This is a genomic window from Phytobacter cepae, from assembly GCF_054165735.1.
Genome location: NZ_CM135107.1, coordinates 4,904,593 through 4,917,031, shown reverse-complemented (window position 1 = coordinate 4,917,031; position 12,439 = coordinate 4,904,593). Strand labels below are relative to the sequence as shown.

At 57.8% G+C, this 12,439-nt stretch carries 11 protein-coding genes; 9 read left to right on the top strand and 2 right to left on the bottom strand.

The features are described 5' to 3' along the window. The first annotated feature begins 10 nt into the window (after window positions 1-10). The 3 genes from pldB to ACUY4Q_RS23000 all read left to right on the top strand — a co-directional run bounded on the left by pldB (window position 11) and on the right by ACUY4Q_RS23000 (window position 2,811). Complete coding sequence (pldB, locus tag ACUY4Q_RS23010) at window positions 11-1,006, top strand: lysophospholipase L2 (RefSeq protein WP_458044941.1); 996 nt, start codon at window positions 11-13, stop codon at window positions 1,004-1,006. A gap of 25 nt (window positions 1,007-1,031) precedes the next feature. Further along, window positions 1,032-1,832, top strand: coding sequence for a sugar/pyridoxal phosphate phosphatase YigL (yigL, locus tag ACUY4Q_RS23005; RefSeq protein ID WP_458044940.1), 801 nt, complete (start codon window positions 1,032-1,034; stop codon window positions 1,830-1,832). Between the two features lie 79 nt (window positions 1,833-1,911). Then, a complete protein-coding gene (locus ACUY4Q_RS23000) occupies window positions 1,912-2,811 on the top strand; it encodes a carboxylate/amino acid/amine transporter (protein ID WP_458044939.1) in 900 nt (299 codons plus the stop codon). Here the strand turns inward: ACUY4Q_RS23000 and metR are convergent. Continuing rightward, window positions 2,699-3,652 carry an HTH-type transcriptional regulator MetR gene (metR, locus tag ACUY4Q_RS22995; protein WP_458044938.1) on the bottom strand — a complete coding sequence of 318 codons (954 nt, stop codon included), beginning with the start codon at window positions 3,650-3,652 and terminating at the stop codon, window positions 2,699-2,701. The two genes, ACUY4Q_RS23000 and metR, sit on opposite strands and share 113 nt — an antisense overlap. Before the next feature lie 236 nt (window positions 3,653-3,888). Here metR and metE point away from each other — a divergent pair, with 236 nt between their 5' ends. Continuing rightward, window positions 3,889-6,150, top strand: coding sequence for a 5-methyltetrahydropteroyltriglutamate--homocysteine S-methyltransferase (metE, locus tag ACUY4Q_RS22990; protein ID WP_458044937.1), 2,262 nt, complete (start codon window positions 3,889-3,891; stop codon window positions 6,148-6,150). A gap of 30 nt (window positions 6,151-6,180) precedes the next feature. Here metE and ACUY4Q_RS22985 read toward each other — a convergent pair whose 3' ends face one another. Then, on the bottom strand, window positions 6,181-6,945 hold the full coding sequence (locus ACUY4Q_RS22985) for a DeoR/GlpR family DNA-binding transcription regulator (RefSeq protein ID WP_458044936.1): 765 nt from the start codon (window positions 6,943-6,945) through the stop codon (window positions 6,181-6,183). A 134-nt stretch (window positions 6,946-7,079) separates the two neighbouring features. On the opposite strand from ACUY4Q_RS22985, the gene ACUY4Q_RS22980 reads away from it, so the two are divergent. Genes ACUY4Q_RS22980 through ACUY4Q_RS22960 form a run of 5 tightly spaced genes read left to right on the top strand, consistent with a single transcriptional unit; the run spans window position 7,080 to window position 12,410 of the window. After that, window positions 7,080-8,057, top strand: a complete 978-nt coding sequence (locus ACUY4Q_RS22980; RefSeq protein WP_458044935.1) for an ABC transporter substrate-binding protein — start codon at window positions 7,080-7,082, stop codon at window positions 8,055-8,057. A gap of 3 nt (window positions 8,058-8,060) precedes the next feature. Then, on the top strand, window positions 8,061-9,773 hold the full coding sequence (locus tag ACUY4Q_RS22975; protein WP_458044934.1) for an ABC transporter permease: 1,713 nt from the start codon (window positions 8,061-8,063) through the stop codon (window positions 9,771-9,773). Continuing rightward, entirely contained in the window at window positions 9,761-10,789 is a 1,029-nt protein-coding gene (locus ACUY4Q_RS22970; RefSeq protein ID WP_458044933.1) for an ABC transporter ATP-binding protein, read from the top strand. Before ACUY4Q_RS22975 ends, ACUY4Q_RS22970 begins: the two co-directional genes overlap by 13 nt. Continuing rightward, window positions 10,786-11,841 carry an MBL fold metallo-hydrolase gene (locus ACUY4Q_RS22965; protein WP_458044932.1) on the top strand — a complete coding sequence of 352 codons (1,056 nt, stop codon included), beginning with the start codon at window positions 10,786-10,788 and terminating at the stop codon, window positions 11,839-11,841. The genes ACUY4Q_RS22970 and ACUY4Q_RS22965 overlap by 4 nt, the downstream gene beginning before the upstream one ends. Continuing rightward, complete coding sequence (locus tag ACUY4Q_RS22960) at window positions 11,841-12,410, top strand: histidine phosphatase family protein (RefSeq protein WP_458044931.1); 570 nt, start codon at window positions 11,841-11,843, stop codon at window positions 12,408-12,410. Before ACUY4Q_RS22965 ends, ACUY4Q_RS22960 begins: the two co-directional genes overlap by 1 nt. Window positions 12,411-12,439: the final 29 nt, after the last annotated feature.

Here is a 12,439-nt window from a genome sequence, read left to right as displayed (position 1 = left end):
GGCGTACCCAATGTTCCGGCGAAACAAGGAGTGGGAAACCAGAGAAAGCGCGTTCGCAGCCTTTGCTACCGGCCCGTTAACCGATTTCTGGCGTCAGCGTGAAGAGGCAGAGTTTATCGGTGTGGATAACGTCCCGGTGCGTTTTGTTCGTTTTCATGCTGCCACGAATGACCGGGTGATTGTGGTCTGCCCGGGCCGTATTGAAAGCTATGTGAAGTATGCTGAACTGGCATATGACCTCTTCCATCTTGGATATGACGTGCTCATTATCGACCATCGCGGTCAGGGGCGTTCCGGCCGCTTGCTGGAAGACTCCCACCGCGGGCATGTGGTCAATTTCAGTGATTACGTTGATGATCTGCTGGCATTCTGGGAGCAGGAAGTGGCCCCCGGCCCCTGGCGTAAACGCTATATTCTGGCGCATTCCATGGGCGGCGCGATTGCCACGCTTTTTGTGCAGCGCCACCCGCAAGCAAACTGTGATGCCATTGCCCTGTGCGCGCCGATGTTCGGCATCATCATTCATCTGCCGGACTGGATGGTCCGTCCGCTGCTTGACTGGGCGGAAGGTTACCCGCGTATTCGCGAAAATTACGCAATTGGAACCGGCCGCTGGTATGCGCTGCCGTTTGCGATAAACACGCTGACCCATAGTCGGGAACGCTATCGACGCAATCTGCGTTTTTATGCCGATGAGCCCCAGCTACGCGTCGGTGGGCCGACCTGGCACTGGGTGCGGGAAGGCATTCTGGCGGGTGAAGAGGTGCTGGCAGGGGCGGCATCCGACACATCGCCGATGTTAATTATTCAGGCAGAGGAGGAGCGTGTTGTGGATAACCGCATGCACGATCGCTTCTGTGATATTCGCGCCGCAGCGGGGCACCCTTGTGAAGGGGGCAAGCCGTTTGTCATAAAGGGCGCGTACCATGAGATCCTCTTTGAAGAGGACGCCATGCGCTCAGTCGCGCTCAGCGCCATCGTCGACTTCTTCGATCGGCATAACTAATGAATTATTGAGGTATAAGGTTCTTATGTATCAGGTTGTTGCATCTGATTTAGATGGCACATTGCTCTCCCCCGATCACACACTCTCCCCGTATGCGAAAGAAACGCTGAAGCTGCTCACCGAGCGCGGAGTCAACTTCGTCTTCGCCACCGGGCGTCACCATGTGGATGTCGGGCAAATCCGCGACAACCTGGAGATCAAGGCCTATATGATCACCTCGAACGGTGCGCGCGTACACGATACCGACGGCAATCTGGTGTTTACCCATAACCTGGACCGTGACATCGCCAGCGACCTGTTTGGCGTCGTGCATAACAACCCGGATATCGTCACCAACGTCTACCGTGATGACGAATGGTTTATGAACCGCCACCGCCCGGACGAAATGCGTTTCTTTAAAGAGGCGATTTTCCAGTACTCTCTTTACGAGCCGGGCCTGCTGGAGCCGGAAGGGATCAGCAAAGTCTTCTTTACCTGCGAGACTCACGAACAACTGCTGCCGCTGGAGCAGGCCATCAATGCCCGCTGGGGCGATCGCGTTAACGTCAGCTTTTCCACGCTGACCTGCCTGGAAGTGATGGCAGGCGGGGTGTCGAAGGGTCATGCGCTGGAAGCGGTGTCGGCAGCATTGGGCTACAGCCTCAAAGAGTGCATCTCCTTTGGTGATGGCATGAACGATGCCGAAATGCTCTCCATGGCGGGCAAGGGGTGCATCATGGGTAACGCGCACCAGCGCCTGAAAGATTTGCACCCGGAGCTGGAAGTGATCGGTACCAACGCGGATAACGCCGTTCCCCACTATCTGCGCAAATTGTTCCTGGACTGATTTTAAGGTCATTTATTGACCAGTCGTCAACCAAAGACTCCGCTACAATGGATGTTCCTTATTCAGAGAGACATTCATTGTGGCGCTTCTCATCATCACCACGATCCTGTGGGCCTTCTCCTTTAGTCTGATTGGCGAGTATCTTGCCGGGCACGTTGACAGCTATTTTTCGGTGCTGATGCGCGTCGGGCTGGCGGCACTGGTCTTTTTACCTTTCCTGCGCACGCGTGGGCTGCCGTTTAAAACCCTCGGCTTGTATATGCTGGTGGGGGCGTTACAGCTGGGTATCATGTACCTGTTCAGCTTCCGGGCGTACCTCTACCTCACGGTCACGGAGTTTTTACTCTTCACCGTCTTTACCCCGCTCTATATCACGCTGATTTATGATCTGCTCAGTAAGCGCAAGCTGCGTTGGGGCTACGCGCTAAGTGCGCTGCTGGCGGTCGTGGGGGCGGCGATTATTCGTTATGACAAAGTCAGCGACCACTTCTGGACTGGCCTGATGTTTGTACAGCTCGCCAACATCAGTTTTGCTATCGGTATGGTGGGCTATAAGCGCCTGATGGAAACCCGTCCGATGCCGCAGCACAACGCCTTTGCCTGGTTCTACCTCGGGGCGTTTGTGGTGGCGGTGACCGCCTGGTTTGCGCTGGGAAATCCACAAAAACTGCCGACCACGAATCTGCAATGGGGAGTGCTTATCTGGCTCGGCGTCGTTGCTTCAGGTTTGGGTTACTTTATGTGGAACTACGGGGCAACGCAGGTGGATGCTGGTACGCTTGGCATCATGAACAATGTACACGTTCCGGCCGGGCTGCTGGTTAACCTTGCCATCTGGCAGGAGCAGCCGCACTGGCCGAGCTTTATTATTGGGGCTGCGGTGATAATGGCCTCGCTGTGGGTCCATCGACAGTGGGTCGCTCCGCGCTCCGAACAAACGGCAAATGGTCGCAAGCGTGGTTCCGCGCTGAGCGAATAAAAGCCTCGGTAATGGGTTGACGCTGCTCACCATCGCGCGTGGCGGCGTACAATCGGCTCCATAACCCCTCACCCAGGGTCTTTGTGACCACCAGACCCTGGCGCTCAAAACTCTCTACTACCCAGTGCGGCAGCGCGGCGATCCCCATCCGTGCGGCTACCATCTGAATCAACAGCAACGTGTTATCCACGCTTTTTAACGACGGGCTAATGCCAGCCGGCTGCAGGAAGTGACGCCAGATATCCAACCGACTGCGTTGCACCGGATAAATAAGCAAGGTTTCGGCGGCGATATCTTCCGGTGTGATCCGTGCACGGGTGGCCAGAGGGTGGTCAGGGGAGAGCACCAGACGCACTTCAAAATCAAACATCGGCGAATAGAACAGACCGCTGCGCGGCAGAATGTCCGATGTCATGACCAGATCCAGCTCACCCTGCTGTAGCGCAGGCTGCGGGTCAAAGGTCACGCCGGATTTAAAATCCATCTCCACCTGCGGCCACTGGGTATGAAAACGCTCCAGCGCCGGGGTTAACCACTGAATACAGCTATGGCATTCAATGGCAATGCGCAGGCGCGTTTGCTGGGGTTCGTTGCAGGCCTGCAATGCGCTGGTGATTTGTGGCAGCACCTGGTTTGCCAGTTGCAGCAAGATCTCACCCTGCGGCGTAAAGCGCAGGGGCTGACTTTTACGCACAAAAAGCCGGAAGCCAAGGCGTTGTTCCAGATCGCTGAACTGGTGGGAAAGTGCGGACTGCGTCTGGTGCAGCGTGGCCGCCGCCGCCGCGAGCGATCCGCAGTTCCGTAACGCTTGCAGCGTTTTCAGATGTTTAATTTCGATCATGAAAGTCCTTCACTTCGGCGTGAACAATTTGCGCTTGAGGAATATACAGTAACCGCCAAATATAGATGTGTAAACATCTGGACGGCTAAAATCCTTCGTCTTTTAAATTTATGGCGCGTTGGCTGCGTTTACTTACCCCGCTCACTTACTTCAGTAAGCTCCCGGAGATAAGCAAACTCACCGCCTTCCCTGAATTCAAAATCCATCGGATTGACAATGACTTAGAGGAAGCTCATATGACAGTTTTAAACCACACCCTCGGTTTTCCTCGCGTTGGCCTGCGCCGCGAGTTGAAAAAAGCGCAAGAAGGTTACTGGGCAGGAAACATTTCCCGCGATGAACTGCTGGCGGTCGGGCGTGAACTGCGCGCCCGTCACTGGGATCAGCAAAAAGCAGCGGGTATCGATCTTTTGCCGGTGGGTGATTTCGCCTGGTACGACCATGTTCTGACCACCAGCCTGCTGCTCGGCAACGTCCCGGCTCGTCATCAGAACAGAGACGGCTCCATTGATATCGATACGCTTTTTCGTATGGGGCGCGGTCGGGCACCGAGCGGCGAACCCGCGGCGGCGGCAGAAATGACCAAATGGTTCAACACCAATTATCACTATATGGTGCCGGAGTTCGTGAAAGGTCAGCAATTCACACTGAGCTGGACGCAACTGCTGGAGGAAGTGGACGAAGCGCTGGCGTTGGGCCACAAGGTCAAGCCCGTGCTGTTGGGGCCGGTCACTTACCTGTGGCTGGGTAAAGTCAAAGGTGAGGCGTTTGATCGCCTGAGCCTGCTGCACGATATTCTGCCGGTCTACCAGCAGGTGCTGGCGGAGCTCGCCGCACGCGGCGTTGAGTGGGTACAAATCGACGAACCGGCGTTAGTGCTGGAACTGCCGCAGGCATGGCTGAACGCCTTTAAACCAGCATACGATGCGTTAACCGGGCAGGTGAAGCTGCTGTTGACCACCTATTTCGAGGGCGTCACACCGAACCTCGACACCATTACGGCACTGCCGGTACAGGGTCTGCACGTTGATTTTGTTCACGGAAAGGATGACGTTGCCGGGCTACACGAGCGCCTGCCCTCTGACTGGTTGCTCTCGGCAGGACTGGTCAACGGCCGCAACGTCTGGCGTGCCGATCTCAGCGAAAAATATGCACAAATTGCAGCGATCATCGGCCAACGTCCGCTATGGGTGGCCTCTTCCTGTTCGCTGTTGCATAGCCCCATCGATCTGAGTGTAGAAACACGCCTCGATGCCGAGGTAAAGAGCTGGTTTGCCTTCGCGCTGCAGAAGTGTGAAGAGCTTGCACTGCTGCGCGATGCCCTGAACAGCGGCGACACCGCGGCCATTGAAGCGTGGAGCGCACCGATTCAGGCGCGTCGTCATTCCACCCGTGTGCATAACACGGCTGTCAACCGCCGCCTGGCGGCGATAACCGGGCAGGACAGCCAGCGCAACAGTCCCTACGCCGTGCGCGCAAAAGCCCAGCGTGCGCGCTTTAATCTGCCTGCCTGGCCCACCACCACCATCGGTTCGTTCCCGCAAACCACCGAAATTCGTGGCCTGCGTCTGGACTTCAAAAAAGGCAATCTTGACGCCAGCCACTATCGCACTGGCATTGCTGAACATATCAAACAGGCGATTGTGGAGCAGGAACGGCTGGGGCTGGATGTACTGGTCCATGGCGAAGCCGAACGCAATGACATGGTCGAGTATTTCGGTGAGCATCTGGAGGGATTCGTCTTCACCCAGAATGGCTGGGTGCAGAGCTATGGCTCCCGCTGCGTGAAGCCGCCGGTGGTGATTGGCGACGTCAGCCGCCCGGAAGCCATTACCGTGGAGTGGGCGAAGTACGCCCAGTCTCTGACCGACAAGCCGGTAAAAGGGATGCTGACCGGCCCAGTGACGATCCTGTGCTGGTCCTTCCCGCGTGAAGATGTGAGTCGCGAAACCATCGCCAAACAGATAGCGCTGGCGCTGCGTGACGAAGTGGCGGATCTGGAAGCGGCCGGTATCGGCATCATTCAAATTGATGAGCCGGCCCTGCGTGAAGGCCTGCCGCTGCGCCGCAGCGACTGGGAGGCGTATCTGGCCTGGGGCGTCGAAGCCTTCCGCATCAATGCCGCCGTGGCGAAAGATGACACCCAGATTCACACCCACATGTGTTATTGCGAGTTTAACGACATCATGGATTCCATCGCGGCGCTGGATGCGGACGTGATCACCATTGAAACATCGCGCTCAGATATGGAGCTGCTGGAGTCGTTCGAAGCCTTCGACTACCCGAACGATATCGGGCCGGGGGTCTATGACATCCACTCACCGAACGTCCCAAGCGTAGAGTGGATTGAAGCCCTGCTGGCAAAAGCTGCCCGGCGTATCCCGTCTGAGCGGCTGTGGGTGAACCCGGACTGCGGCCTGAAAACCCGTGGCTGGCCGGAAACTCGCGCCGCGCTGGCAAACATGGTCAAAGCAGCGCAGAACCTGCGCCAGGGGTAACATTTAGGCCCATCCGGCATGGAGGGCGCGTTACGCGTCCTCCCGACACAACCATCGTGTCTGCCGTCGCGCCAGTAATTCTCTTTGCTGCGGCGTGGGCGCCCGGTCGCTGACCACATAGTGAAAATCGCCGATATCGCCGTTGCGGCACATCGCCCGGCGTCCAAACTTGGTGCTGTCTACCACCAGCACGTTGATTTCGGCGTTGGCGACCAGCGCCAGGCGGGCCACCACTTCCTCGTCGTTAAAATCATACAGCTCACCCTCTTCGCCAATGCCGCCTACGGATACCACGCCAACGTCGACCCGATAACGGCGAAAAAAAGTCAGCGCATCACTGCCGATCACATCCAGATCGCGTTTACGCACACGCCCACCTGCCACCGTCAGTTCGCAGCCCGCTAACTGGCTGAGCGGCGTGGCGGCATGCAGATTATTGGTACAGATTGCCAGTTGGCTATCCACGGGCAGGGCGCGGGCCACCATCTCGACGGTGGTGCCGGTACCGAAAAAGCAGCTTTCCGCATCGCTCAGTAGCTGAACGACGCGCTCGCCAATCCAGCGTTTGCCGATGACGTTGACGATCTCACGCTGCTGATAGCCAATATTTTCGCGTGCGAAAGGGGCGACCATCCCGTGACGGCGTAGCAGCAGGCCTTGTGCCGTGAGCTCACGCAGGTCGCTGCGCACGGTTTGCAGCGAAACGCCGAAGTAATGGGCGAGCTGTTCAATACTGCTCTCACCCTGTTCAGTCACGAGAGAGACAATCTCGCTGCGGCGGGCTTCCGGGGTCATATTTGCATCCTGCTGAAGACATTTGGCACATGCTAGCCCGCGAATATGAAATTATTACTACGAAAAAATCAGGTCATATTTCTGTCAGATTCCCTTGTTTTAATCGTCACAACGAAAACCAAGGGGATGAAAACATGATTAAAACACCTGTACTGTCTGTGGTCTTTCTGGCCATGATGAGCGCGTCGGCCTTCGCCAAATCGACCCTCACGCTCTATACCAGCCAGCCTAACGAAGATGCACAAATGACGGTCAGTGCGTTTGAGCAGGCACACCCGGATGTGGAAGTGAAGTGGATACGTGACGGAACCACCAAGCTGATTGCCCGTCTGCAGGCGGAAATCGCCGCCGGAGGGGCCAGCCCGGACGTATTACTCATCGCCGATAGCGTCACGATGGAATCCCTGAAGCAAAAAAATCTGCTGGCGGCGTATAAGTCACCGCAGGCCAGCCGCTACGATGCCCAGTTGTACGACAAAGACGGTTACTACTACGGCACCAAACTTATCACCACGGGGATCGCTTATCACACCAAAGCCCCGGTGAAACCGGAATCCTGGCAGGATCTGCTCAAACCTGAGCTGAAAAACATGACCACGCTGCCCAGCCCGCTTTATTCCGGTGCGGCACAGATTCACCTCGCGACCCTGATGAACGACCCGCAGCTCGGCTGGCAGTATTACGAAAAACTGAAAGAGAACGGGGCAATGCCGCAAAGCGGTAACGGCGGGGTGATGAGCGCGATTACCTCCGGCAGCAAAGCCTACGGTGTGCTGGTGGACTATATGGCTATCCGTGAAAAAGCCAAGGGTGCGCCGATTGAGTTCGTCTTCCCGAAAGAGGGAGTCAGCATCGTGACGGAGCCCGTCGCCATGATGAAAGAGGCGAAAAACGTCGAAGGGGCGAAAGCTTTTATCGATTTTGTTCTCTCCCCGGAAGGCCAGAAGCTGGTGCTCAAACAGGGTTACCTGACGGCTGACCCCAGCCTGCCGGTCCCGCAGGGCTTCCCGGCACGCGATAGCATCAAACTCATGGCCTACGACCCGGCGAAAGCGCTGGCAGATGCCGAACCCAACAAGAAACGTTTTGCCGATCTTTTTGGAAACCGCTAAGTCATGACTGCAATGACCCTACGCCCGCCCGCCAGCAGCAGCCCCCCGAAGGGGTTGCTGTGGCTTTTACTCTGTCTGCTTGCGCTGTTAAGTTTGCTCCCAAGCCTCAGGTTACTGATCTCCGCACTCTTCGACTGGCAGCAGGGCAGCAACAGCAGCCTGTGGCGCGTGCTCAGTAATCATTCCACCTGGGTTGCGCTCTATAACAGCCTCTACACCAGCGGACTTGGCACCTTGCTGTCGCTGATTCTGGGTAGCCTGTTTGCCTTCTGCCTGGCGCTGACCAACATTCGCGGCAAGCAGATTTGGGTGTTCCTGTTTATGCTGCCGATGATGATCCCCCCGCAGGTGACCGCTCTGAGCTGGCTGCAACTGTTCGGGCCAAGCAGCATTTTACTTAACAGCATTGGGCTTGCTCCGGCGTTTGGTAGCCCCAATCCCCTGTATTCGCCGGAAGGCATTGCGCTGTTGCTGGGTATCCAGCATGCGCCGCTGGTGTTTCTGGCGCTGCGCACCCAACTGCAATGCCTGCCGAAAGAGCAAATTGAAGCCGCTCGCCTGAACGGTGCTTCGCTATGGCGGGTGTTTCTCGACATCGTACTGCCGCTGTGCCGCACCGCGCTGTGGGCAGGTGCCGCCATTGCGTTTGTCTCTGCCCTGGGGAACTTCGGCATCCCGGCGATGCTCGGTATTCCCATCTCTTACTTTGTTCTGCCAATTCAGATTTACCAGACGCTCTCAAGCTTTGGCCCGTCGATGCTCAACGATGTGGCGGCGTTGTCGGTGCTGATGGGGGTGCTGGCCATCGGTATTGTCACCCTGCAAGGGCGTATGCAACGGCGCTATGCCCTGCCGCTGATTGGTATGGCGGGGCGCGCGCTGAGTTTTGAACTGGGCCGGTGGCGACTGGCAACAGAACTGCTGTTAAGCGCGGTGCTGTTTGCCATTCTGCTGGCTCCGTTGCTGGCGCTGCTGGTCACGTCGCTGGTGCCAACGCTTGGCGTGCCGCTGAATATGGACACGCTGACGTTTTCAGCCTGGCGCGCCATTTTTGACGATCAAAGCGCAACCTGGCGAGCACTGACTAACAGTGTGACGCTGTCAGTCAGTGCTGCACTGGCGTTGATGCTGATCTGCCTGCCGCTGGCATGGCTGCTGGTGCGTTATCCCAGCCGTCCGCTGCGCTGGCTGTACAGCGTCATCGACATCCCTTATACGCTGCCCGGCGTGGTGCTGGCGATTGCCTTCATCCTGCTGTTTGCCCGCCCGCTGCCGCTGGTGGGGATTAGCCTCAGCGGCACGCTGACCCTCATCTTCCTCGCCTATCTCGCCCGTTTCCTCACGGTGTGTCTGAAGCCCGTGCATAACAGCATGCTGCAGCTCGATCCGGCGATGGAAGAGGCGGCCAGTCTGGCGGGCGCCAGCTTCTCCCAACGTTTGCGACATATCGTCCTGCCGCTGCTGGCCCCCGCTGCATTTGCCGGTGCGCTGCTGGTTTTCCTGACGGCGGTAAACGAACTGACGGTGTCGGCCCTGCTGTGGAGTGCGGGCAAAGAGACCATCGGCGTGGTGATTTTCAACCTGGATGAGAGCGGCAACAAAGTGCTGGCCTCGGCGATTTCGGTGCTGGTGGTCACCCTGGTGGCGGGCGTCATGCTGCTGCTGAGCTACCTCGGCAAGTATTTACCCAAAGGAGTGATTCCGTGGCAGAACTGAAACTGGAACGGTTATGTAAGGCATTTGGCGATCAGTTCGTGGTACGGGACCTGGATCTGACCATTCCCGAAGGGGCCTTTACGGCCCTGCTCGGACCGAGCGGCTGCGGGAAAACCACCACGCTGCGCATTCTGGCCGGGCTGGAACATCTCTCTTCAGGGCGTTTAACCCTCGGCGACCGCCTGCTGGCCGACGCGCGCGTCCATATGCCGCCGGAGACCCGCGACATGGGCATGGTCTTTCAATCCTACGCCTTATGGCCGCATATGACGGTGGCGGAAAACGTCGGTTACCCGCTCAAGCTGCGCAAAGTGCAGGGCGCGGCGCGGCAGAAGCAGGTCATGGACGCCTTAGAGGTGGTGGAACTGGGGGCGTATGCCGACCGTTCACCGCAGGAGCTGAGCGGGGGGCAACGACAGCGTGTGGCGCTGGCCCGCTGTCTGGTATCGGAGCCGCAGGTGGTGCTGCTGGATGAACCGCTGGCCAACCTCGACAGACATCTGCGTGCCACCATGGAACAGACTTTCCGCGATTTTCATCGTCGCACCGGGGCAACCTTTGTGTATGTCACCCACGATCAGGCCGAAGCGATGGCGCTGGCGAGCCATATTGCGGTGATGAACAAAGGGGAGCTGATGCAGTGGGGCGCACCGCAGACGCTCTATCAGCACCCGGACAACGCCTGGGTGGCGGGTTTTATCGGCAAGGGCAATATTGTTTCGCTGGCCGGTCATGGCGATGTGCAGGATCTCGACAGCATCCAGTTGCACAATGGCCTGGCGTCCGGCAACGACGGGCCGCGCCAACAGGTGCTGATTCGCCCTGAGCATGTTCAGGTCACCGAAAATGGCCTGGCTGCAACGGTGGAGAGCTGCATTTTCCAGGGTGAGCGCTATTTGCTGGCGCTGCGTCTGCAGGACGGGCAAACGTTGAGCGCCTTCCACCATTCGCCGCTGCGCGAGCAGCAACGCACGGGTATTCGCCTGTTGCAGGGCTGGCGGCTGGAGGCGGCGTGACGGTAAATATTGACGTTATCAGCGGGCTGAACAGTAAAGCCCCGGCGGCGATCCTGATTACCACGGCACAACAGCGTATTTTACTCGACGCCGGTGGCGCGCTGGATCCTGACGCCTCCCTTTGGTCAGTGCCAGATAACATGGATGCCGTGTTGCTGAGTCACGATCATGTGGATCATATTGCCGGGCTGGCGCGTCTGCCGTCAGCGATCCCCGTTTACTGTACGGCGATCACTGCCCAGGCATTACCGCCGGGCACAAATGTGCACATTATTCCCGTACGCGGCCAGTTCCAGCTTGGGGACATCATCGTGACGACAGGCAGCTGCGGGCATGCGCTCGGTGGTGTGTGGTTTCATCTCAACATCGCGGGCGGCATTTTTTACAGCGGCGATGTCAGCATGGAGTCGGCGCTGTTCCACTTTGACACTCCGCCCCCTGCGCAGGTCGCGCTACTGGATGCCTCTTACGGTTTGTACGAGGTCTCCCAGGCTGAACAGTGGGATAAATTGCACACCCTATTCTCTCTTCCTACACTTTGTCCGGTACCGCCTTCCGGGCGAGCCGTAGAACTGGCGTTGCTGTTGGCCAGGTTTGGCCACCAGGATATCGCGCTGGATGGCCCTTGCCTGGCGATGCTTCGGCAGATGGTGGAACACAACGATGGCAGCTTACGGCCAGATATCATGGGGGAATTGCGCCAGTTACTGCAGACGCTCCCGCCGTTTTCGCCCCAGGTGAAGGTTCTGTTTGCCGCCGATCCCGACGGTCAAAGCGGGATGGCCGGTGAGCTGCGCGCCCGTGACGATTTTCATCATCGGACGCTGTTTACAGGCTACCTCAACCGCGTAGCCCACCAACAGTGGCGTAACGGTGACGTGGATTTCTGCCGCTGGAATGTGCATCCGACCCGGCAAAGTTTACAGGCGCTGGTCGCCATGCTGGATTGCCGTAAGCTGTTCCCGCTGTTTACACCGATCGACGATATCGGGCACTGGCAGCAAACGCTACAGTGCGAGATTATGATGCAAAGCTATTCTGGAATTGATTAATGTCACTGATATGTAAGCCATTTGTCTTTGTTCGTCACGGTGAAACGCCGTTGAATCGCGATAAATTAATTGGTGGACGCACGGATGTGCCGTTAACCGAAGAGGGAGAAAAACAGGCGCTGGCCGCCGGTCCGTTACTTCGCTCACGGACCTGGAGCGGGGTGGGCGTGAGTTCGCTACAACGTGCCCGTCATACCCTCGAACTGGCCTTGCCGGGTGTGCAATATGAGACCCTGGACGGCCTGCGCGAACGTGACTGGGGCCTGCTTGAAAATCACCCCATCGCCGAGCTGCCGCCTTATGAAAGTACGCCGCCGTGGGGAGAGAGCTGGGAGGTCTTCACGACCCGCGTCACGGATGCCCTGAATAGCCTGCTCGAAAAATACGAGATGCCGCTTATCGTTGCGCACTCTGGCGTCTTTCGCGTTATCCGCTACTACGCCAGCGGTACGCCCTATGGCGATCGCGTGGGCAATGTGGTGCCGATGTGGATATCACCAGGTAAAACCGAAGAAGAGTGGCAGATAGTCCCGCTTTCCGAGGCTTCATTAGCACCCTGGCGACAATGACGCCACCCACCGCTGCCGCAACGACGTTT